Below are 22715 nucleotides of genomic sequence, written 5' to 3' on the forward strand. Positions count from 1 at the left end.
CATGATCACCACTCGCATCATGCCTGCGGCAGAGCAGGCCTACGCCTATCCGCTGCTGATCAAGCGCCTGCTGCTGTCGGGCGTGCGCTACCAGCCCAACCAGGAAATCGTCTACGCCGACAAGCTGCGCTTCAGCTACACCACGCTGCTCGAACGCATCCAGCGGCTGGCCAATGTACTGACCGCCGCCGGGGTCAAGCCAGGCGACACCGTGGCCTTGCTCGACTGGGACAGCCACCGTGCGCTGGAGTGCTTTTTTGCCGTACCGATGCTGGGCGCGGTATTGCACACGGTGAACGTACGGCTTTCCACCGAGCAAGTGCGCTACACCATGAACCATGCCGAAGACCGCCTGGTACTGGTGCACGACGACTTCCTGCCATTGATGGCGCAGTTGAGAGAGGACCTGCCGACGGTCGAGGGCTTCATCCGCCTCAGCGACGGTGACCGCGAAGCGCAGGGCGTACCGCTGCTGGGTGAGTACGAAGGGTTGTTGGCAGCTGCCGAGCCGCAGTTCGAGTTTGCCGATTTCGACGAGCATTCGCTGGCCACGCTGTTCTATACCAGCGGGACCACCGGCAACCCCAAGGGGGTGTATTTCAGCCACCGGCAACTGGTGCTGCATACCCTGGTCGAGCAGGGCACCCTGGCGGCCTGCGGCGAGCTGCCGCTGCTGCGCAGTGGCGACGTGTACATGCCCATCACGCCGATGTTCCACGTGCATGCCTGGGGCATACCCTATGTGGCCACGGCGCTGGGTATCAAGCAGGTCTACCCTGGGCGTTACGAGCCCAACCGGCTGGTGCGCCTGTACCGCGACGAGGGCGTGACGTTTTCTCATTGCGTGCCCACGGTGCTGCAGATGATGCTCGACAGCGACGAAGGGCGACGTTCCGACCTGAGCGGCTGGAAGATGCTGCTGGGTGGCAGCGCACTGACCTTGGGCCTGGCGCAGCGCGCCAGCGCACGCGGCATCAGCGTGCACTGTGGCTACGGCATGTCGGAAAGCTGCCCGCTGCTCAGCATCACCCACCTCAGTGCCGAGCTGCTGGCACTGCCCATGGCACAACAGCTGCCGCTGCGTATCGACGCCGGCGTGCCGATTGCCCTGGTCGACCTGCGCATCGTCGACAGCGAGGGCAGGGAGGTGCCACACGACGGCGAAAGCCTGGGGGAAATCGTGGTGCGCGCGCCATGGCTGACCCAGGGCTACCTCCACGAACCGGAGCAGGGCGCCGCCTTGTGGCTGGGCGGCTGGATGCACACCGGTGACCTGGCCTGCATCGACGCAGCTGGGGTGGTGCGCATTCGCGACCGGATCAAGGATGTGATCAAGACCGGCGGTGAATGGGTCAGTTCGGTGGCCCTGGAGAACCTCATCAGCCAGCATCCGTGTGTCGCTTCGGTGGCAGTGATCGGCATCCCGGACCCGCACTGGGGTGAGCAACCGCTGGCGTTGGTGGTGTGTCGTGACGGCATGCAGTTTGACCAGCCGACACTGGCCGGGCACCTGCAGCCATTTGTCGACCAGGGGCAGCTCAACAAATGGGCAATACCGCGGCAGTTGCGCTGTGTGCCGGAGCTTCCCAAGACCAGCGTCGGCAAGATCGACAAGAAGCGCATCCGCCAGGGCCTCAGCTGAACTGAGGCGCATTCCAGCCAAGCTGATCCCCAAGGTCGATCTCGTCCAGGCGCGACGCATTGCCGATTGCGCGATTGCCTGAGCAAGAAAGCGGATGCAGGCATGGCGGTGGGTGCGTACAGTGAGCTCATCGCAACCTGGCAGGAGCCCGAAATGTCCAGCGCATTCACCTTCATGCAGTCCCCCGTCGGCACCTTGACCCTGGTGGCCCGTGGCGAGTGCCTGGCAGCCGTATTGTGGGAAACGGAGCGGGAAAACCGCGTGCGCCTTGGCGCCCTGCACCGCGACGACCAGTGCCCGGTATTGCTGGAAACCGCCCGCCAGCTCGGCGAGTACTTTGCCGGCAAGCGTCAGCGTTTCGACCTGGCGCTGGATTTTGCCGGCACCGAGTTCCAGCGCCAGGTATGGGCCGCGCTGCTGGCGATACCCTTTGGTGAAACGCGCAGCTACAGCGACATTGCCCGGCACATCGGCAACCCTGCCGCGGTGCGTGCGGTAGGTGCTGCCAATGGCCGCAATCCGATCTCGATCATCGCCCCGTGCCACCGTGTGATCGGCGCCTCGGGCAGCCTGACCGGCTTTGCCGGCGGCCTGGCGGCCAAGCAGTACCTGTTGGCGCTGGAGGGGCGGCAAAGCCTGGCACTGGACCTGTAGCGCCTCAAAACCAGCTGGCGATCAGGCAGAGCAACACCGTCAGCAGCGAACCGGCCACCATGGTGTACTGCCGCTGGGCGCGGCGTGCGTGGGGCCCGACGGCGCGCAGGTATTCGCAGCCAGAAACACATGGATCATGTCGAGTGCCGGCTCAGGGGTACGGCTACGGCACTGGCGGTGCGGGTGTCCAGCACGATCAGCCCTTCACTGCGATCATCCAGCTTGGCCAGCAGGCGCCCTTGGCTGTCCCAGGCCGCCGAACCGCCGGCAGCGATGAACGCGTCGGCCGGCCCTACGCAGTTGGCCAGCAACACCGGCATGCCCAGTTCCCGAGCCACCTCGGGGTAGTGTGCGTAGCCCTCGCGGATGCCCTTGGCGGTTTTCGCCACGCTGACCAGGTAAAGGTCGGCGCCTTGCTCCCGCGCGCTGGCCGCATGCGCCATGAACATCGATTCGTAACAGATTGCTGGCGCTATCCGGTGCGGCCCCAGTTGCAGCAGCAAGGCCTGGTCGCCCGGGGTGAACCAGGGCAGTTCATCGTCATGCAGCCGCTGCTTGGCATAGGCCTGGCGCGCTACACCGGGGCTGAAGATCGGCATGCCGATGTGGATACCCTCGGCTGCTGGCAGAGGCAGGCCCACGGCTACGGTGACGCCTAGCCGGTCACAGGCGGCCTGCAGCGGGTCGAGTTGCGCAGCATTGACAGCCAAGGCGGCCTGACGCGCCAGGGTTGGTTCATAGCCGGTCAGCGACAGCTCAGGGAACACTACCAATTCAGCGCCAAGGGCGGCGGCCTGGCTGATGCAGGCCAGGTGGCGTTCGAGGTTCGCCTGCACATCGCCCTTGAGCGATGCCAGTTGCACGGCACACAGCTTCATCAAACATCCTCCCTGGAGCAGGCCGAAACGCCGAGCATACGCTGTGCGGCAATGTCTGATCCAGTGAAGGGTTCTTTCAGGAAAGCGGGGGGCTTGGCGAGGCGCGGAAACCCGTCGTCGAGCCGGGCTCTTGGGTGATCGAAACGCACTTCGACCTGCGCGGCCGGGGCGGCTTGTGCCATGCTGTTGCTTGAGAAGTGGGTCGGGCGTGCTGCAGCAACAGAGGACGAGTGCAATGGACCGGTTTCGGCGGGTAGCCGCAAACACCCGCGGGCGGGACCTGGCGGTGGGCGATATCCACGGTCACTTCCAGCGCCTGCAGGCATGCCTTGAGGCGGTGGGGTTCGACCCGGCGGTGGACCGCCTGTTCAGCGTCGGTGACCTGGTCGACCGCGGGCCGCACAGCGAGGCCGTGCTGGACTGGCTGGCGCAACCGTGGCTGCATGCGGTGCAGGGTAACCACGAAGCCTTGGCGATCACTCGCCTGCGCGGTGGGCGGCTCGACCTGAATATGTATCGCGCGGCCGGCGGCGGCTGGTTTCTCGACCTGCCGCCGGGGGAGCAGTTGCGTTTCGTCGAACGCTTCGAGCAACTGCCGATCGCCCTGGAAGTGGAAACTGCCAACGGCCCGGTTGGCCTGCTGCATGCCGACAGTCCGTTTGCCGACTGGGAGGTATTGCGTACCTGGCTGGAGCTGGATAACGACCCCGGGGTGCTGGAGGTATGCCAGTGGTCGCGGCGGCGCTTGAAGGAAGGCGATACCCGGCCCGTGAAGGGCTTGCGGGCCTTGCTGGTCGGTCACACGCCGGTGTTGCAGGCAAAACAGCTGGGGAATGTCTGGCACCTCGATACCGGGGGCTGGGCCAACGGCCATTTCAGCCTCATGGACCTGGCCACGCTGCAGTTGCTCAGCGCTGCGCCAGGTGCAGCAACAGCGCCATGGCCAGCACCACCAGCATGACCCCCGAGGTCCGTTCCAGCCACGGCAGGCTGCGGGCGAAACGGCGCAACACCAAGGGGTTGCCGATGGCCACGGCCACCAGCAGGTCCCACAGCAGCACAATGCTGAACATCCACAGGGCGCAGGCCGCTTTCCAGCCGACACTGGCGCTGTTGACCATGCTGGCCAGGCTGGCATAGAACAACCCGTTCTTGGGATTGAGGATGCCCGACAGATAGCCCATGCCCAGGCTGCGCCACCAGCCTGCAACGACCTGGTTACCTGCCACGCTGCCAAGGCTGGATTGCCCGGCGTGGCGCAGGAACAGCACACCGATATACAGCAGGTAGCCGGCACCGGCCAATTGCAGGGTGCTGAACAGCGGGCTGCCTTCCTGGAGCACCGACAGCCCGGTGAAGGCCATGGCGATGAACGTGCCATTGGCCAGGGCGATACCCAGGCAGGCGCCGCTGGCAACCCGCCAGCCACTGTTGATTGATGTGCGCGCGACCAGGAAGAAGTCCGGGCCGGGGGAAAGCAGGGCGAGGAAGTGGGCGAGGGCGACGATCAGGAACTGTTGCATTGGGGTGAGACTGCTCTGGCGGAAAAGCCTGACTCTGCCCCTCAGCGCAAATGCCGTATTGAACAATATTGCAGGCCGCTTACAGAGACCGCGCAGGCCTTCAGCCTCCCCGGTACTGCCCCGGTGTCACCCCCACATGGGCCTTGAACACCCGCTGGAAATGGCTTTGGTCGGCAAACCCTAGCCGATAGGCCACCTCCGCCAGGGCCTGCCCTTCACCCAACAATTGGCGCCCACGGTTGACCCGGGCATTGAGCAGGTAGGCATGCGGTGTAAACCCGGTGGCCGCGCGAAACGCGCGAATCAGCTGGTAGCGCCCAAGCCCGGCCTGCCGGGCCAGTACCGCCAGACTCAACTGTGCCGGGTCCTGGCCTTCGATGTGCGCAATCAGCCCACTCAACGCGGTCGCCGTCAGGGCCGGTGCCGGCGCCAGTGGCGGATGCGCGGCAATATCCAGGTCACCCAGAAAAGCAACCAGCGCGGCATCTTTTTCGCTACTGCTGGCGCTGGAAAACAGCAATCTGTTCAGCTCGCAGAACTGTCGGTATACCTCAGGGTCGCGACAGATGCGTGCCGGTTCACCGGGGCCTTCACCGTTCAGCGCCGACTCCTGGCGCAACCGCGCCAGCCAGTCGGCCGCTACATGCAGCATCTGGTAGCTCCACGCTTGCCCGGGCTCGGGGTTGCAGGCATGCACGCGGCAGGCAGGGATCATGACCAGCGTGCCAGGTGCGAGGCGTTCCTGCCCGTTACCGGCGCCGGTAAAGTGACTGACGCCAGCATCCACCGCGCCGATGGAAAACGTCGGGTGGCTGTGGGCCTTGTAGCAGGCCCGGCTATGGCAGGCGCGGCGGCTTTCGACATGCGGCAGGGCCGGGTCGCGCCACAGCGCGGCATGGGAACGGGGCATCATGGGGTCCTCGGTATGGCGGGCAGCTTATCAGGCGCTGCGCACCCATACAGTTTTTTCCGCTGGCTGTAACTTGACCGCCAGGCCCGTATCCGCCGGAATAGACGCCTGTTCGCCAGAGGAAAGACAATGGACCTTTCAAGCCTGCTGTTCTTCATCCCCGCCTGCTTTGCCTTGAACATGGCACCGGGGCCGAACAACCTGCTATCGCTGCACAACGCCAGCCGCTACGGCCTGCGCACGGCGTGCGTGGCCGGTGGCGGGCGCATCGTCGCCTTCAGCGGCATGATTGCCCTGGCTGCCATGGGCCTGGCCGTGGTGCTGCATACCAGTGAGTACCTGTTCCTGGCCATCAAGGTGCTCGGGGCGGGGTACCTGTTCTATATCGCCTGGCAACTGTGGCGGGCGCCAGTGGGCGAGGCGCTGGTAGCCGCAGACTACCCGCGCGGCACCTGGCGCCTGGCGCGCCAGGAATTCTGGGTGGCAGCCGGCAACCCCAAGGCGATTCTGATCTTCACCGCCTTCCTGCCGCAGTTCGTTTCGGTCGGCAGTGCCACGCCGGTGAGTGAGCAGTTTCTCTGGCTGGGGCTATTGTTCCTGCTGCTGGAGTGGGCCGCCATCGCCATCTACGCAGGCCTTGGCGCGTACCTGCAGCGCTGGTTCAGCCAGCCCGGCCCGCGCCGGCTGTTCAACCGGGTCAGCGCCTCGCTGCTGGGCTGCGCAGGCCTCGGCCTGTTGGCTGCGCGCCGCTAGAACTGCCAGCGCACGCCCAGGTTCACGCCGCTGGCTTCCTGCTGGCGGCTGTCCAGGTTGGCGGTGTACTGCACGCCAGCATGCAGGCTCAGCGCTTCGTCAACCTGTGCTACCACGCCGCTTTCAAGTTGCACCGAGGTATAGCGGTAATCGGTCTTGATCTTGTCGACGCCATCGAAGGTCAAGGTATCGCGGCCACCATCGCCGTGCCACAGGTTGACTTGCGCATAGGGTTGCAACAGACGGTCGCTGCTGCCTTTGAAGGCCCCTTCGAGCCGAACGCCCAACCGGCCGGTCAGCTCGACCTGGGCGTCGTGGTTGATGTGCGAGGCGCTATCGCTGGCGCTGTCGAGCGAGACTTTTTGCGCGATCAACTGAGCCTGCGGCTCCAGAACCCAGCGGTCGGACAGGGCGATGGGGTAGCCGGACTCCAGCGAGGCGGTCCAGGCGTGGCCGTCGATGTTCAACTGGTCACCACGGTCAGAGCGGGCTCGGCCATCGAGATGGGTGTACTGCAGCACCGCATCCAGGTATTGGCCTCGTGGCCCGATCAGCGTCCAGTAAGTGCCCACGCTGTCGCCATCGAGTTTCAGGTCGCCCACGCTGCGGTCCTGGACGGCCAAGGCGAAGCCTTTGACGTCGGCGTCCAGACGGCCATGGCTGACGTAGATACCGATGTGCTGGCGATAACCACTGTCGCCAACCCTGGCATACAGGTCCTGGCCCACCTTGAAGCCGTACAGGTCGCCATCCAGGCTCGGGCTGACCGTGCCGCTCCATTGCTGACGTAGCGCGCCGCCATAGGCCTGGCCCCAACTGGCAGGCAGGGCACCGTCACCCTGCAGCAGCTGCTGGTCGCCCTGACGCTGGTGGAACGTGCCCAGTGCCTGGCGGGCGATGATCGCGGCGCCCCGTGGCGCTGCGGCATACACCGCAACTTCCGGACGATACAGCGGCAGGCTTTCGCCTGGCACCGGTGCTGGCAGGTCGACCTGGCCCGGCGCCGGGGCCGCGACAGGCGGGGTAGCGGCGGGTGCGATCACCACTGGCTCGCCCGGTTCCGGCGCAGGGGCCGGAGCGGGTGGCGCAACCAGGGTGGAGCGCAGGTACCAGCTGTTTTCACTGCCTGCAGTCACGCCGCCCTTGAACAACCGGTAGTCGTAGGCGCCGGCTGAAAGGGTCTGGGTCTGGACAAATGCGGTGGCCGTGCTGACCGCGCCGTCACGCGCTTCAACGACTTGAATGCCGTTCTGCGCGGTTGTTGCACCGGCGCCATCGAGGTTGTTGATGAGTAACTGGGTAGAGCCGCCAATCGCACCACGGCTGACCACCAGACGATCGGAGGCAGCGCCGTCGCCGGCCAGCACGCTGTTCAGGCGCAGGGTGCCGTTGTTGCCGGTGTAGTCGCCCTGGACGGTCAGCCGGCCTTGAGCGTCATTACCGCTGCCCAGATCGATGGTGCCCGCATTGTTCAGCGTAACGCGCTGGCCCGGGCCAAAGGCAGCGATTATGCCCTGGCGTGACCTGATGGTACTGCTGGCGTCGATGGTGAAGCTGCCGGTGGTGCTGTTGGTATCCCCTAGCACCAGCGTGTCATCGAGTGCGAGCTGGCTGCCGTTGTTCAACGCCATGAGCTCCCAGTTGACATAGCGGGCGCCGCCAACTGCCTGGCTGGCGTCAAAGGTCAGGCTGTCGTTACCCTCACCGCCGTCCAGAACAATGGCCAGCACCTCGGGTTTCAGCCCTTTGAGCAGTGCCGCGTCATCACCCGGACCCGCATCGACTCGCCCGCCTATCTGGCCACCGTCCCAGATGAAGTGGTCATTGCCAGTGCTTAGCAGCACATCGCCGCCTACCTGGCCGCCATGCACCAGCACCCGGTCATCGCCACCGCTGACACTGATATTGCTGCCGATGGTGCCGTCGAAGATTTCCACGTAGTCCTTGTCAAAGGCAGTGATCACGTTTTTGTCGACACTGCCGCCGCGCATGATGAAAGTATTCTGGTCCAGGCGCATGTTGACGTTGCCGATGCGTCCGCCGTCCATTTTGGCATAGTCGCCGCTATCGAATGTGCCCTTGATCCAGCCGCCTTTCATATCAAAGGTGTCCAGGCCATCGCCCTGGTTGAGGTTGCCCTTGATGACGCCATCGCTCATGGCAAAGTCGTCGCTGCCCGAGCCTTGGTCGACGTTGCCTTCGGTGCCTGAGCCTGGGTTGGCGTTGCTGCCGATGCTGCCGGAGGCCATGTCGATACTGTCCCTGCCCGCACCGAAGGTGACGTTGCCGGTAATCGCGCCACTACCGTTTGCAAGGAACACCAGGCGGTTGTCGCCGCCGGTATCCACCAGCGAGGGCGCGGTACCGCTGTCACAGGTGTAAGTGTCGTTACCCGGGCCGGGTGTGAAGGTGCAAGCTGCTTGTGCGACGGGAAGAGCCATGCCCAGCAGGGGTAGCGAGCCCAGGGTCAGCATCAGGCGTAGACGCATCAGAAAGCCTCCATTCTCCAGGAAGTCCTGCGCGCCACACGTGGCCCGCAGGGTTACCGGAGTTGTATAGAGGAGTGCGTCATGGCCACAACTGGCAAAAATGTCAGGTGGCAAAGGGCTACTGGGATCAGTCGCGGTAGAACGTCTGCACCAGATGGTAGCCGAACTTGCTCTTGATCGGCCCGTGCACCACGCGCAGGGGCTTCTTGAAGATCACCTGGTCGATGGCGCCGACCATCTGCCCTGGGCGGATCTCGCCCAGGTCACCGCCACGCTTGCCCGAAGGGCAGGTGGAGAACTTTCTTGCGAGCACGTCGAAAGCCTCGCCATTGGCGATGCGCTGCTTGAGCTTTTCGGCTTCGTCAGCGGTCCTGACCAGGATGTGGCGGGCTTGGGCTTTCATGGAGTACCTGTGCTTCGGGGGCGAAAAAGGTGCGTATTATGCCTCAAAGTATTGTGCTGAGGCGATTACGCGTCCGTGCAGGAGCGGCGACATGGGTCAGGTTTTCAACTCCTCCCGATCCCGGAACTGCTCCAGCGCCTCGGGGTTGGCCAGGGCATCGGTGTTCTTCACCGGCCGGCCATGCACCACATTGCGCACTGCCAGTTCCACCACCTTGCCGCTGATGGTACGCGGGATATCATCGACCTGGGCGATCACCGCCGGCACGTGGCGCGGCGTGGTGTACTGGCGGATGACCTGGCGGATCTGCTGGCGCAGGGCATCGTCCAGCTGCAGGCCGTCACGCAGGCGCACGAACAGCACCACCCGCACATCGCCGTTCCAGTCCTGGCCGATGGCCACGCTTTCCAGTACCTGCTCGACCTTTTCCACCTGGCGGTAGATCTCCGCCGTGCCAATGCGCACGCCACCCGGGTTGAGCACGGCATCGGAGCGGCCATGGATCACCAGCCCACCGTCGGCGCGCTGTTCAGCGTAGTCGCCCTGGGCCCATACCCCGGGGAACTGGCTGAAATAGGCGTCGTGGTAACGGCTGCCGTCCGGATCATGCCAGAACCCCAACGGCATCGACGGGAAATGGTGCGTGCACACCAGTTCACCTTTTTCCTCCAGCACCGGCCGGCCGTGCTCGTTCCACACTTCCACCGCCATGCCCAGGCCCTTGCACTGGATCTCGCCACGGCGCACCGGCAGGGTCGGGTTGCCGAGCACGAAGCAGGAAACGATATCGGTACCGCCGGACATCGATGCCAGGCACAGGTCGGCCTTGATCTTGCGGTACACGTAGTCATAGCTGTGTGGCGACAGCGGCGAACCGGTGGAGAGCAACAGCCGCAAACTGGTCAGGCGATGGCTGGCCGCCGGTTCCAGGCCCGCCTGTTCAAGCGCCGCCAGGTACTTGGCACTGGTACCGAAGGCCTGGATGCCCTCGGCGTCGATCAGGTCTAGCAGCCGTTCGGGGCCCGGGTGAAAGGGCGAACCGTCATACAGCACCAGCGTTGCACCCACGGCCAGGCCGCTGGCCAGCCAGTTCCACATCATCCAGCCGCAGGTGGTGTAGTAGAACAGCACATCATCGGCCTTCAGGTCGTTGTGCAGGCCGTGTTCCTTGAGGTGCTGCAACAACACCCCGCCTGCGCGGTGGACGATGCACTTGGGCGCGCCGGTGGTGCCGCTGGAATACAGGATGTACAGCGGATGATCGAACGGCAGCGGGGTGAAGCAGGGTTCGCCGCCAGGCTGGAAGTACTCGTCCCACAAGCTGACGTTGGCAGCCTGGAACTCGTCGCCACGCGTACCGCTGCGGGTATGGGGGACCACGATCAGCTGTTGCAGCCCGGGCAATTGCGCACATACCTGGTTGACCTTGTCTACCTGGTCGAGGTCCTTGCCGGCGTACTGGTAACCGGCACAGGCGATCAGCAGCCTGGGTTCGATCTGGCCGAAGCGGTCGATGATGCCGTGTACACCGAACTCGGGCGACGAGCTGGACCAGACGGCGCCGAGGCCTGTGCAGGCGAGCATGGCGACCAGGGTTTGCCAGGTATTGGGCATGATCGCCGCGACCCGGTCGCCGGGGCCGATGCCGGCTGCCTTGAAGGCTTTTTGCAATCCGCCCACCTGAGCCGCCAGCTGGGCATGGGTCAGTACCTGGCGTTGCCCGTCTTCACGCACGCTGACCAGGGCCGGGCGGTCATCACGGCGGCGCAGCAGGTGTTCGGCGAAGTTCAGTGTGGCCTGGGTGAACCAGCGGGCATCGGGCATTTGCGCACCTTCGCTGAGCACCTGGCGCGGCGGGGTATGCCAGCGAACGTGGAAATAGTCGGCGAGGGTTTGCCAGAAGGCCGGGCGCTGTTCGATGCTCCAGCGGTGCAGCGCGTGGTAGTCGTCGAGCTGCAGGTTGTAACGCAGGTTGACCCAGCGGCGGAAGGCGTCCATCCGGCTGGCCGCGATCTGCGCCGTGGAGGGGCGCCAGAGCACATCGTTCATGCCGTACCTCCTGCTACTACCCGATGTGGCCTGAACCTGTAGGGGTGGCCTTGCGTCGCGATGGGCTGCGCAAGGCCGCTCCGACAAGCAACGGTGTCTACTCTACTTTAGCCTTTTGCACGTCCTGCGATGCGCTCCAGATGCGGTAGCGCACTTCGACATCCTTGGGCACATACACCACCACCGGCAGCTTGCTGTTGTAGCGCAGCATGAAGCCTTCACCGACCACCGGCACGAAGGCCTCGGTCTTCTTGCCATCCGGGCAGGCCATCAGTGTGCTGGCCGGGCCGCTGACCTTGTCCAGGCGATAGTAGCTGTAACCCCAGCCTTCCAGGGTACGTTCCTCCAGGCTGCCGCCCAGGCGTTGGCGGTTGCAGCCCACCGTCAGGGTCTTGCCGGCGAGGATTTCCAGTTGGTAGGCCGATTCATCGGCCTGGGCCGGCAGGTGAATGACTTGCCGGGTGAAGCCTTTTTCCGCCTCGGGGTAGGGCGCGACATCCTTCAGGCTGGCAGCTGACGCCTGCGTGGCAACCGCCAGGGTCAGGGCCAGGATCGCGGTCATCGGGGTTGGGCGCATAGGGCCTCCTTGCAGATAGACGAATGCCAGGCCACCGCCAGGACCAGGCCGACCCTCACTGGGCCAACCAGCCACCATCGACGTTCCAGGCGGCGCCGCGAACCTGGCTTGCGGCCTCGCTGCACAGGAATAGTACCAGCTCGCCCAGGTGCTCGGGTGTAACGAAGGCCAGTGAGGGTTGCTTTTCAGCCAGCAGATCATGTTGCGCCTGCAGCGGATCACCAGCGTTGGCCGCACGATCGTCGATCTGCTTCTGCACCAGCGGGGTCAGCACCCAGCCTGGGCAGATGGCATTGCAGGTAACGTTGCTGGTGGCAGTTTCCAGGCCCACCACCTTGGTCAGGCCGACCACCCCATGCTTGGCCGCCACATAGGCCGCCTTGCCGGTCGAGCCGACCAGGCCATGCACCGAAGCGATGTTGATGATGCGTCCCCAATTGCGCGTGCGCATGCCAGGCAAGGCCAGGCGCGTACCGTGAAACACGGCTGACAGGTTGAGGGCGATGATCTTGTCCCAGCTTTCTGGCGGAAACTGCTCCACCGGCGCCACATGCTGGATCCCGGCGTTGTTGACCAGGATGTCGACGCCACCGAATGCCTGCTCGGCCTGGGCGAAAAGGGCCTCGATCTGGGCCACGTCCGACAGGTCGGCCGGATGATGGACCACCTTCACCCCATGCCGGGCGATCTCGGCCATCGCCGCTGCCGGGTCGCCAAAGCCATTGAGCACGATGTTGGCGCCCGCGCGGGCCAGCACCTGGGCAATGCCCAGGCCGATGCCGCTGGTCGAACCGGTCACGAGTGCAGTCTTGCCGTTGAGGGTCATGCAATGCTCCTTAGACGATACCGGTGGCGTAGAACGTGGTGATGACCACGAACACCGCCAGGGTCTTGATCAGGGTAATACCGAAAATATCCTTGTAAGCCTCGCGGTGGGTCAGCCCGGTGACCGCCAGCAAGGTGATGACTGCGCCATTGTGCGGCAGGGTGTCCATGCCGCCGCTGGCCATGGCCGCTACCCGGTGCAGCACTTCCAGCGGAATGTTGGCGGCATTGGCCGCGGCGATGAAGCTGTCGCCCATGGCCGCCAGGGCGATGCTCATGCCGCCCGAGGCAGACCCGGTGATCCCGGCCAGCAAGGTCACGGTGATGGCCTCGTTGACCAGCGGGTTGGGGATGCCGCGCAGGGCGTCGGCCAGCACCAGGAAGCCCGGCAGCGAGGCGATCACCGCGCCAAAACCATATTCCGAGGCGGTGTTCATGGCCGCCAGCAAGGCCCCGGCCACGGCACTTTTGCTGCCTTCGGCCAGGCGGGTGCGAATGGCGCCGAAGGCACACACCAGCACCATCAGGATGCCCACCAGCAAGGCCGCCTGCACCGCCCAGATGGCCGTCAGCTTGGCCACGTCGCTTTGCACCGGCGCGCTCATGCCAGGCAGTTGCAGGCTGTGGCTGGAGCCGTACCACTGCGGGATCCAGTGGGTGAACAGCAGGTTCATCACCCCTACCAGCAGCAGCGGCGAAAGGGCCAGCCAAGGGTTGGGCAAGGCCAGGTCGGCGGCGGTTTCCGGTTCGTTGCGCAGGTCGCTGCCGTAGCCTTCACCGGCACGTTGCGCCTTGTTGCGCTGGCGCTGCAGGTAGGCCATGCCCGCACAGAACACGAACAGCGTGCCGATCAGGCCCAGCCAGGGCGCGGCCCAGGCGGTGGTGTTGAAGAAGGTGCTGGGGATGATGTTCTGGATCTGCGGGGTGCCGGGCAGGGCGTCCATGGTGAACGAGAACGCGCCGAGGGCGATGGTGGCCGGAATCAGCCGCTTGGGGATGTTGCTCTGGCGGAACATCTCGGCGGCGAATGGGTACACCGCGAACACCACCACGAACAGCGAAACGCCGCCGTAGGTGAGCAGGGCGCAGACCAGCACGATCACCAGCATCGCCTGGCGGGTGCCGAGCACGCGGATGGCCGCGGCGACGATCGAGCGGGAGAAGCCCGACAGCTCGATCAGCTTGCCGAACACCGCCCCCAGCAGGAACACCGGGAAGTAGAGTTTGATGAAACCGACCATTTTCTCCATGAACACCCCGGTAAAGGCGGGGGCCACGGCAGAAGGGTCGGTGAGCAGCACGGCACCGAGGGCGGCGATGGGGGCGAAGAGGATCACGCTGTAGCCACGGTAGGCAGCCAGCATCAGCAGGGCCAAGGCGGCGAGGGCGATGAGCACGGTCATCGGGGTGGGTCTCCTGGGTGAGTCTTGTTGTTATCGGTATGCAGGAGATAGCGGAAATCGTGCCAAACAGTTAACTATATGATTTTCATGGATTATTTGTTTTGCACTGAAAGTGTTGTCTACATTTTGAGACTGTAGTGGGCTGCCGTGCAGCCCATCGCCGGCGGGTGAGGGCGCAGCCCTGGCGGAGTCTCAAAATTGAAACAGTAGTCTCCAATCAGAGACCGAGCGCCACCATCTTCTTGTACAACGTCGACCGCCCCAGCCCCAACGCTGCTGCAGCCTCTGGCACATTTCCTTCATGCTCGGCCAATGCCCCGGCAATCAGCTTGCGCTCGAACGCCGCACACGCCTCGCGATAGCTCTGGCGTACCGGCGCCTCCGCCAGCGGGCTCGACGGCCCCAAGGCCGTACGCAGGTCGGCAGCCCCGAGCCGTGGCTGATCCGCCAGCAAGGCGGCCCGCTCCAGCACATTGCGCAACTCGCGGATATTTCCCGGCCAGGCATGCCGCGCCAGCAGCTGTTGCGCTTCAGGCTCCAGCTCGTACTGGCTGCCCAGTTCGCTGAGGATGGCCTCGCACAGCGCCGGCAGGTCCTCCAGCCGTTGTCGCAGCGGTGGCACCTCGATCGGTAGCACGTTGAGCCGGTAATACAGGTCGGCACGGAACGCGCCGCGGGCGATGGCGGCCTGCAGGTCGATCGAGGTGGCGGCGATGATGCGCACGTCGCTGCGCAGCATCTGGTTGGAACCAACCGGTTCGTATTCCTTTTCCTGCAGCACACGCAACAGCTTGCTCTGCAGGGCCAGCGGCATGTCACCGATCTCGTCGAGAAACAGCGTGCCGCCTTCGGCCAGTTGCAGCTTGCCACTGCGGCCCTTGCGGTCGGCGCCGGTGAAGGCGCCGGGGGCGGTACCGAAGAATTCGGCTTCCAGCAGCGTTTCAGGGATCGCTGCGCTGTTGATGCTGACAAAGGCCTTGTGCGCCCGTGCCGACGCCGCGTGGATGGCGTGGGCCAGCAGCTCCTTGCCGGTGCCGGTTTCACCCAGCAGCAGCACCGGTGAATCACTGCTTGCGCCACGCCGGGCGCGGCGCTTGGCCTCCAGGCTGGCGGCGCTGCTACCGACGAACTGGGCGAAGCTGTATTTGGCCTGGCGGGCGCGTAGCTGCGAGCGGGTCGAGGCCAGCTCCTGCTGCATGCTGGCGTAGCGTTTGAGCAGGGGCGACAAGCTGCGCAGTTGATCGAACAGGGCAAAGCCGATAGCGCCGATCAGCGCGCCCTGGTCATCGTGGATGGGCAGGCGCATGACCACCAGTGGCTCGTTGGGGGTATCGAGCATGTCCAGCAGGATCGGCCGGCCGTTGTTCACCACATCGCGCATCAGGCTGCCCGGTATCACTGCCTCGCACGGCTGGCCGATGGCGCCGGCGGCATCGGCCAGGCCGAAACGCCGGGCATAGCGTTCGTTCATCCAGACAATGCGCGCCTGGCGGTCGACGATCACCGTGCCTTCGCTGGACTGCTCGATGATCTCGAACAGTGAGCGGATCGCCAGCTGCCGTACCTGGGGGTAGTCCTTGAGGCTGTCGTTGTCGTGCATGGGTAAAAGTCCTGAACACCTATCCTCTGGGGTCGAACGCCTCGCGCAAGGCATCGCCGATAAACACCAGCAGCGACAGGATCACCGCCAGTGCAAAGAACGCGGTAAAGCCCAGCCACGGCGCCTCCAGGTGCTGTTTGCCCTGGGTCACCAGCTCACCCAGCGAAGCGCTCCCGGCCGGCATGCCGAAACCGAGGAAATCCAGTGCGGTCAGGGTCGTGATCGCGCCGGTCAACATGAACGGTACATAGGTGAGCGTGGCGTTCATCGCATTGGGCAGGATATGCCGCAGCATCACCTGGCTGTCCGGCAAACCCAGGGCCCTCGCCGCCTTCACATATTCCAGGTTGCGCCCGCGCAGGAACTCGGCGCGCACCACATCGACCAGGGTCAGCCAGGAAAACAGCGCCATGATCCCCAGCAACCACCAGAAGTCTGGCTCGACAAAGCCGCTGAGGATGATCAGCAGGTACAGCACCGGCAGCCCCGACCATACCTCCAGCAGGCGCTGACCAAGCAAATCGACCCAGCCGCCGTGGTAGCCCTGCAGGGCGCCGGCCGCCACACCGACGAGTACGCTGACCAGGGTCAGGGCAAAGGCGAACAGCAACGATACCCGGGTGCCATACAACACGCGGGCCAGCACGTCGCGGCCCTGGTCGTCGGTGCCCAGCCAGTTGCTGGCGCTCGGCGGGCTGGGTGTGGGCACCTGCAAGTCATAGTTGGGCGTATCGGCACTGAACGGGATGGGCGCAAACAGCATCCAGCCGCCCTGGCCGGCGATCAGCTGGCGCACGTAGGCGCTACGGTAATCCGGCTGGAACGGCAGCTGGCCGCCGAACTGCTGCTCGGTGTAGCGCTTGAGCGCCGGCACGTACAGCTCGCCCTTGTAACCCAGCAGCAACGGCTTGTCGTTGGCCACCAGTTCAGCACCCAGGCTCAGCAGCAGAAGGCAGGCGAACAGCCACAGCGACACCCAGCCAAGGCGGTTGCGGCGAAAGCGTTGCAGACGACGGCGCGATACGGGCGAAAGCATCAGTGCGCCCTCGTGTCGAAGTCGATGCGCGGGTCGAGCAAGGTATACGACAGGTCACCGATCAGGCGGATCAACAGGCCCGCCAGGGTGAAGATGAACAGCGTGCCGAACACCACCGGGTAATCCCGCGATACCGCCGCCTCATAGCTCATGCGGCCCAGGCCATCGAGCGAGAAGATCACCTCGATCAGCAACGAGCCGGCGAAGAACACCGTGATCAACGCCTGCGGCAACCCGGCCACCACCAGCAGCATGGCGTTGCGCAGCACGTGGCCATACAGCACCCGGCGCTCGCTCAGGCCTTTGGCGCGGGCGGTGACCACGTATTGCCGGGAAATCTCGTCGAGGAAGGCGTTCTTGGTCAGCAGGGTCAGGGTGACGAAGCCGCCGATGACCAGTGCGCCGACCGGCAGCACCAGGTGCCAGAAGTAGTCTGCCACCTGGCCCAGCAGGCTGAGTTCGTCGAAGTTGTCCGAGACCAGGCCGCGCACCGGGAACCAGTTGAACGAGGTACCGCCGGCGAACAGCACGATCAGCAGCAGGGCGAACAGGAACGAGGGCAGGGCATAGCCGACCACGATCAGCGCGCTGCTCCAGGCATCGAAGCGGCTGCCATGGCGTACCGCCTTGCGGATGCCCAGCGGGATCGAGACCAGGTAGGTGATCAGTGTGGCCCACAAGCCCAGCGACAGGGTAACCGGCAGCTTGTCGAGGATCAGCTCGGTGACCTTGGCGCCGCGGAAGAAGCTGTTGCCAAAGTCCAGCCGGGCGTATTGGCCAAGCATCAGCCACAAGCGCTCGGGGGCGCTCTTGTCGAAGCCATACTGGCGCTTGATCTCTTCGATCAGTTTCGGGTCCAGACCGCGGCTGGCGCGGGATTCACCATGCACCAGCTCGGCCCGCGCAGCAGGCGCGCCGGTGCCAAGGCCTTGCAGGCGCGCCACCGCCTGTTCCACAGGGCCGCCCGGCGCTGCCTGCACGATGGCGAAGTTGACCAGCAGGATCGCCAGCAGGGTCGGGATGATCAGCAACAGCCGGCGCAGGATGTAAGTGGTCATGGCGAAGCCTTCAGGCGCTCGGCCATCTGCGCGTCGCTCAGCGCGCTGGGGCTGACCTCCCACCAGGTGTCCAGGCCTTCGTCATAGGCAGCCTGGACCTTGGGCCGGCCGAAGCGGTTCCACCACACGGTGGAGCTGCCCGGCGGGTAATAGTTGGGGATCCAGTAGTAATTCCACTGCAGCACCCGGTCCAGGGCGCGGGCATGCCGCAGCATGTCGGCCTGGCTGACGGCGCGCACCAGGCCGTCGACCAGCTTGTCCACGGCAGGGTCCTGCAACACCATCAGGTTGTTCGAACCAGGGTCATGGGCCGCTGCCGAGCCAAAGTAGTTGTACAGCTCGGCGCCGGGCGACAGGGTGACCGGGTAGCCGGTGACGATCATGTCGTAATCGCGCGCCATCAGGCGGTTGACGTACTGGGCCGAGTCGACGTTGCGGATGTTCAGGGTGATGCCGATTTGCGCCAGGTTGCGCTTCCACGGCAGGAGCAGGCGCTCCATGCCCGCCTGGCCATTGAGAAAGGTGAACGCCAACGGCGTGCCTTGGCTGTCCACCAGGCTGTCACCCTGCGCTCGCCAGCCGGCTTGCTCAAGCAGGGCCAGGGCCTGCAGCTGCTGCTGGCGGATGATCCCCGAGCCATCGGTGACCGGCGCGCTGAACACGCTGCTGAAGACTTCGTCCGGTACCTGGCCGCGCAGCGGTTCGAGCAGCTTCAGCTCGTCCGCGTCGGGCAATTGGCGGGCGGCCAGCGGGGTATTGGAAAACACGCTTTGCTGGCGGATGTACATGCTACGCATCATCTGCCGGTTGCTCCACTCGAAATCCCACAGCATGCCCAGCGCCTGGCGCACGCGGCGGTCCTTGAACTGCGGCTGGTCGAGGTTGAACACGAAGCCCTGGGCAACCTGCGGCTTGGCCGGGCCCAGGTGGGCGCGCTGCAGACGCCCGTCATCCAGCTGGGCGCCGGCGTAGCCCAGGGTGTAGGCGGTGGCGGAGAACTCGCGATTGTAGTCGTAGCCCCCGCCCTTGAGTACCTGCCGCGCCACTTCGGTGTCGCCGAAGTACTCGATGCGCAGCTGGTCGAAATTGTAGCGGCCACGGCTGACCGGCAGGTCCCGCGCCCACCAGTTGGGGTCACGCTCGAAAGTGATGCTGCGGCCATTGTCGATGCGCGCGATACGGTACGGCCCGCTGCCGACCGGCTTGTCGAAGCCGGCGCCGTTGGCGAAATCGCGCTGCTGCCAGTCGTGCTCGGGCAGCACCGGCAGGCTGGCGAGGTCCAGCGCCAGGGTGCGGCCATGCCCCGGTTTGAAGTCGAAACGTACATGCTGCGGGCCTTCCACGGTTACCCCGGCTACATCGGCGAACTGGGTGCGGTACTTGAGGCTGCCCTTGTTCATCAGCAGCTCGAAGGTGAAGCGTACGTCTGCGGCACGCACCGGCTGGCCATCGGCGAAGGTTGCGCGCGGGTCGATCTCGAAACGCAGCCAGGCGTCATCCGGGCCGCGCTCCATGCGCCGGGCAATCAGGCCATAGACGGTATAGGGTTCATCGAACGAACGCATGGCCAAGGGTGCATAGAGCAGGCCATCGACCTCGCTGACACCAATACCTTTGTCGATGTACGGCAGGATATGGTCGAACTGGCCGATCTCGATGGCCGAGCGGCGCAGGATGCCGCCCTTGGGAGCGCCGGGGTTGACGTAGTCGAAGTGCTGGAAGCCGGCGTCGTAGCGGGGCGCTTCGCCGTAGACGGTGAGGGCGTGGGTGGGGGTGGCGTGGGCGTTGAAGGCAAGACAAAGCAGGACCAGACAAGGCAACCACTGTAGAAGCGGGTTTACCCGCGAAGGCGTCGGCTCAGGCAACAAGGTTGCTCGCACGGACGCCTTCGCGGTTAAACCCGTTCCTACAGGGCCCTTCATCGGCTGCGAAGACTTAGTCCTGGCGGCTGGTCACTTCCAGCAGGTGGTAGCCGAACTGGGTCTTCACCGGGCCTTGTACGGTGTTGACCGGGGCGCTGAATACCACGGTGTCGAACTCCTTGACCATCTGGCCCGGGCCGAACGAGCCCAGGTCACCGCCCTGGCGGCTGGACGGGCAGGTGGAGTTGGCCTTGGCGATTTCAGCGAAGTCGGCACCGGCTTCGATCTGCGCTTTCAGTTCGTTGCATTTCTCTTCGCTGCTGACCAGGATGTGGCGGGCGGTTGCACGGGCCATGGGTACTGCTCCTTGGGGGTAAAGAAGGCAAGCCTAGCGCACTTGTCCGGGGTATGTCTCGCCAGGCTTGCGAGCGGCCTACTGGAGTTTTTCCGCCGCCTGGCGCAACAGGGCCTCGGTCGATGTCCAGCCCAGGCAGCCGTCGGTGATCGACACGCCGTATTTCAATGGGCCCTTGCCCAGCGCCTGGCAGCCATCGAACAGGTGGCCTTCGATCATCACTCCGACGATCGAACGGTCGCCGGCCAGGCGCTGCGCCAGCACGTCGTTGAACACGGCAGGTTGGCGCGCGGGGTCCTTGCCGCTGTTGGCGTGGCTGCAATCGACCATGATGCGCGCCTGCAGCCCGGCCTTGGCCAAGGCCTGGCGGGCCATGGCGATGCTGTTGGCATCGTGGTTCGGGCCTGTGTGGCCGCCGCGCAGCACCAGGTGGGTATCCGGGTTGCCCAGGGTCTCGATGATTGCCGGGTAGCCCTGCGCATCCATGCCGAAGTGGCGGTGCGGATGGGCGGCGCTGCGCATGGCGTCGCTGGCGATGGCGATGCCGCCGTCGGTGCCGTTCTTGAAGCCTACCGGCAGTTCCAGGCCACTGACCATTTCGCGGTGGATCTGCGATTCGGTGGTGCGCGCGCCAATCGCGGCCCAGCCCAGCAGGTCATCGAAATAGCCGGCGGCCATCGGTTGCAGGAGCTCGGTGGCAATCGGCAGGCCGCGTTCGAGCATGCTCAGCATCAGCCCGCGGGACAAGGCGATGCCTGCGTGCATGTCGTCGCTACCGTCGAGGTGCGGGTCGTAGGCCAGGCCTTTCCAGCCGACCGTGGTACGCGGTTTTTCGACGTAGGCGCGCATCACCAGCAGCAGTTGGTCGTCGACTTCGCGGCCGAGGGCGGCCAGGCGATCGGCGTATTCCAGGGCCGAGCGTGGGTCGTGGATCGAGCATGGGCCGACGATCACCAGCAGGCGCTGATCGTGGCCGTCGAGGATGTCGCGGATGGCCTGGCGGTGGGCATGGACTTGCTGGGCCAGTTCGCTGGGCAGCGGCATTTGCTGCTTGAGCAGGTGCGGGCTGGGCAGGCGCTGGCTGACGGTGGTATTGGCCGCTTGTGGCTGGGTCAGGGGCAGGGCGAGGCTGGAAGCTTGCATGGCGTTTTTCCCTGGGCGGACGGCGGGTTCAGGCCCGCGCTGTCGGCCCTATCGAGGTGTTCGACAGATCGTTGAATTGGTATTGGCTGCTGCATTGCCACCTATGGAAGACCGAACGGAGGCGGCAGGCTGGCCCGAACGGGATTGGCTAAATCGCCAGGCGTAGGTATTGGCGGAGTAATAAGTGGCGTAGTTCATGAATCGGTCCTCAATGTGAATCGGTGTTGTGCAAAGGCCGGAAAAGCAAAACCCCCGGTCGGGAGGCCGACCGGGGGTTTGAGTATGCTCATGTTCGGCGGCCCCTCGAAGGTGGGCGCCGCATGGGTATCGGCGCCTAGTGGCTAAACCAATACCCGAAGTAATAGCTGGCAGGTGCCACGCAGCCGGCAACAGCCAGCACAGGGCGCAGGGTGCGACCGGTGTGGTTGGCGTGGTTGCGGTTGTGTTCTGGCATGTTGCTCTCCAATGAATGAGCCCGAGCTTACTTCAGTTCGGCTGGGCCATTCAATGGATAAATGCTATCGCGGCGATCATTTGATCTTGTACTGCCTGGTTCAATGCCCGTAACGCCCGACCAGGCTCTGCGCGCCCAGCGCATGGCCTTGCAGCAACTGCAGCAGGCCGGTGCGGTCCAGGCCTTCGGGCAAGGTGCCTGGCGGCAGGTCGGTGGCGATCAGGGTCAATACGTAGTGGTGCGGGTTGTCGCCGGCAGGCGGGCAGGGTCCCCGGTAGCTGAGCGTGCCGCGCGAATTGCGCCCCACCGTAACGCGTTGCCCGGTGAGGCCGGCGGCGCCTTCCTTCAGCCCATCCTGGTCAGGGTGGATGTTGTAGACCAGCCAGTGGACCACTCCGAGGCCCTTGCCGCCGTCCGGGTCGAACAGGATCAGGGCCAGCGACTGCGTACCCGCGGGCAGGTTGTCCCAGCTCAGTTGCGGGCTGCGCTCTTCGCCCGCGCCGCAGGCCGGGTCCAGGCCAACCTGCGGCAAGGCGATTATCCCGCCGTCGGTAAACGATGAGGAACTGATTGACAGTGCGCCCTGGCCAGCCGCGACAGCCAGGGGACTACACGCTAGCAGGGCAGCCAGCAGCCAGGGTGTGAGGTGCATGGTGAATCCTCGCTGGGGCATTTCGGCGCAGTGTGGCCCAGCGCTGCCTCAACGGCTGTCCTGGTCCTCGGCATTGCCACCGGTATGGCCCGCGCCGGAGCCTGTGGCTTCACCGGTGCTGTTGGAGCCGCCAGCGGCGCCGTCGGCGGCATCGCTGTTGCTGCCGGTGTCGCTGCTGTCGTTGTCCGTGCTGCTGCCCGGGCTGTTGACGCTGCTGCCTTCACCGGCGGTCTTGCCACCGCTCTGGTCGGCTTGCGGGCGGGTGTCGGTAGTAGTGCTCTCGCCAGCCGCGAGGCTGGTACCGGCCAGCGTGGCCAGGGCCAGGGCGAGGGACAGCGAAAGGGGACGAATGCGGATCATGGCAACACTCCTGGGCAAATGATCTGTCATTCGTTTGGCTGGGGAGGAGGGGCGCGGTGCCTTCGGCGCGACGAGTGGTAACTATGTAG

At 65.0% G+C, this 22715-nt stretch carries 21 protein-coding genes; 4 read left to right on the top strand and 17 right to left on the bottom strand.

Translation table 11 applies throughout. The features are described from left to right. Nucleotide 1: 1 nt before the first annotated feature. Together HU760_RS12675 and HU760_RS12680 are read left to right on the top strand one after the other, a co-directional pair. On the top strand, nt 2–1642 hold the full coding sequence (locus tag HU760_RS12675) for a fatty acid--CoA ligase (protein WP_186674229.1): 1641 nt from the start codon (nt 2–4) through the stop codon (nt 1640–1642). A gap of 153 nt (nt 1643–1795) precedes the next feature. Next, entirely contained in the window at nt 1796–2296 is a 501-nt protein-coding gene (locus HU760_RS12680; protein WP_186674228.1) for a methylated-DNA--[protein]-cysteine S-methyltransferase, read from the top strand. Between the two features lie 134 nt (nt 2297–2430). Here the strand turns inward: HU760_RS12680 and HU760_RS12685 are convergent, their stop codons facing one another. Beyond that, complete coding sequence (locus HU760_RS12685; protein WP_186674227.1) at nt 2431–3174, bottom strand: carbon-nitrogen hydrolase family protein; 744 nt, start codon at nt 3172–3174, stop codon at nt 2431–2433. Between the two features lie 235 nt (nt 3175–3409). On the opposite strand from HU760_RS12685, the gene HU760_RS12690 reads away from it, so the two are divergent. After that, nucleotides 3410–4135: a metallophosphoesterase gene (locus HU760_RS12690; RefSeq protein ID WP_186674226.1), complete on the top strand. Its 726-nt coding sequence runs from the start codon at nt 3410–3412 to the stop codon at nt 4133–4135. Here the strand turns inward: HU760_RS12690 and HU760_RS12695 are convergent. Together HU760_RS12695 and HU760_RS12700 are read right to left on the bottom strand one after the other, a co-directional pair. After that, the gene (locus HU760_RS12695; protein ID WP_186674225.1) at nt 4083–4697 is read right to left on the bottom strand and encodes a LysE family translocator; all 615 of its coding nucleotides are present in this window, start codon (nt 4695–4697) and stop codon (nt 4083–4085) included. The genes HU760_RS12690 and HU760_RS12695 overlap by 53 nt on opposite strands. 100 nt (nt 4698–4797) lie before the next feature. Next, nucleotides 4798–5607, bottom strand: coding sequence for a helix-turn-helix transcriptional regulator (locus HU760_RS12700; RefSeq protein WP_186674224.1), 810 nt, complete (start codon nt 5605–5607; stop codon nt 4798–4800). Nucleotides 5608–5736: 129 nt separating this feature from the next. Here HU760_RS12700 and HU760_RS12705 point away from each other — a divergent pair, with 129 nt between their 5' ends. Then, nucleotides 5737–6360, top strand: a complete 624-nt coding sequence (locus tag HU760_RS12705) for a LysE family translocator (protein ID WP_186674223.1) — start codon at nt 5737–5739, stop codon at nt 6358–6360. On the opposite strand, the gene HU760_RS12710 is transcribed toward HU760_RS12705, so the two are convergent. The 14 genes from HU760_RS12710 to HU760_RS12775 form a co-directional block, all read right to left on the bottom strand. Then, nucleotides 6357–8849 (bottom strand): autotransporter family protein, encoded by a 2493-nt coding sequence (locus HU760_RS12710; protein WP_186674222.1) that lies wholly within the window; start codon nt 8847–8849, stop codon nt 6357–6359. The two genes, HU760_RS12705 and HU760_RS12710, sit on opposite strands and share 4 nt — an antisense overlap. Before the next feature lie 127 nt (nt 8850–8976). Continuing rightward, nucleotides 8977–9252, bottom strand: a complete 276-nt coding sequence (locus HU760_RS12715) for a peptidylprolyl isomerase (protein ID WP_186674221.1) — start codon at nt 9250–9252, stop codon at nt 8977–8979. Between the two features lie 96 nt (nt 9253–9348). Continuing rightward, nucleotides 9349–11301 carry an acetoacetate--CoA ligase gene (locus HU760_RS12720; protein ID WP_186674220.1) on the bottom strand — a complete coding sequence of 651 codons (1953 nt, stop codon included), beginning with the start codon at nt 11299–11301 and terminating at the stop codon, nt 9349–9351. Nucleotides 11302–11398: 97 nt separating this feature from the next. Further along, the gene (gene eco / locus HU760_RS12725) at nt 11399–11878 is read right to left on the bottom strand and encodes a serine protease inhibitor ecotin (protein WP_186674219.1); all 480 of its coding nucleotides are present in this window, start codon (nt 11876–11878) and stop codon (nt 11399–11401) included. A 55-nt stretch (nt 11879–11933) separates the two neighbouring features. Next, entirely contained in the window at nt 11934–12704 is a 771-nt protein-coding gene (gene hbdH / locus HU760_RS12730) for a 3-hydroxybutyrate dehydrogenase (protein ID WP_186674218.1), read from the bottom strand. 10 nt (nt 12705–12714) lie between these two features. Further along, a complete protein-coding gene (locus HU760_RS12735) occupies nt 12715–14106 on the bottom strand; it encodes a GntP family permease (RefSeq protein ID WP_186674217.1) in 1392 nt (463 codons plus the stop codon). Nucleotides 14107–14323: 217 nt separating this feature from the next. Then, complete coding sequence (locus HU760_RS12740; protein ID WP_186674216.1) at nt 14324–15706, bottom strand: sigma-54 interaction domain-containing protein; 1383 nt, start codon at nt 15704–15706, stop codon at nt 14324–14326. A gap of 19 nt (nt 15707–15725) precedes the next feature. Beyond that, complete coding sequence (locus HU760_RS12745; RefSeq protein ID WP_186674215.1) at nt 15726–16742, bottom strand: ABC transporter permease; 1017 nt, start codon at nt 16740–16742, stop codon at nt 15726–15728. Next, complete coding sequence (locus HU760_RS12750; protein ID WP_186674214.1) at nt 16742–17800, bottom strand: microcin C ABC transporter permease YejB; 1059 nt, start codon at nt 17798–17800, stop codon at nt 16742–16744. Before HU760_RS12750 ends, HU760_RS12745 begins: the two co-directional genes overlap by 1 nt. Further along, nucleotides 17797–19722 (bottom strand): extracellular solute-binding protein, encoded by a 1926-nt coding sequence (locus HU760_RS12755; RefSeq protein ID WP_186674213.1) that lies wholly within the window; start codon nt 19720–19722, stop codon nt 17797–17799. The genes HU760_RS12750 and HU760_RS12755 overlap by 4 nt, the downstream gene beginning before the upstream one ends. Nucleotides 19723–19735: 13 nt before the next feature. Then, nucleotides 19736–20017 carry a peptidylprolyl isomerase gene (locus HU760_RS12760; RefSeq protein ID WP_003258780.1) on the bottom strand — a complete coding sequence of 94 codons (282 nt, stop codon included), beginning with the start codon at nt 20015–20017 and terminating at the stop codon, nt 19736–19738. A gap of 78 nt (nt 20018–20095) precedes the next feature. Further along, the gene (locus tag HU760_RS12765; protein WP_186674212.1) at nt 20096–21160 is read right to left on the bottom strand and encodes a 3-deoxy-7-phosphoheptulonate synthase; all 1065 of its coding nucleotides are present in this window, start codon (nt 21158–21160) and stop codon (nt 20096–20098) included. A gap of 554 nt (nt 21161–21714) precedes the next feature. Beyond that, the gene (locus HU760_RS12770) at nt 21715–22266 is read right to left on the bottom strand and encodes a YbhB/YbcL family Raf kinase inhibitor-like protein (protein ID WP_186674211.1); all 552 of its coding nucleotides are present in this window, start codon (nt 22264–22266) and stop codon (nt 21715–21717) included. Nucleotides 22267–22314: 48 nt separating this feature from the next. After that, on the bottom strand, nt 22315–22626 hold the full coding sequence (locus HU760_RS12775) for a hypothetical protein (RefSeq protein ID WP_170030061.1): 312 nt from the start codon (nt 22624–22626) through the stop codon (nt 22315–22317). Nucleotides 22627–22715 lie beyond the last annotated feature (89 nt).

The sequence above is a fragment of the Pseudomonas oryzicola genome (assembly GCF_014269185.2).
GTDB classification, from domain to species: domain Bacteria; phylum Pseudomonadota; class Gammaproteobacteria; order Pseudomonadales; family Pseudomonadaceae; genus Aquipseudomonas; species Aquipseudomonas oryzicola.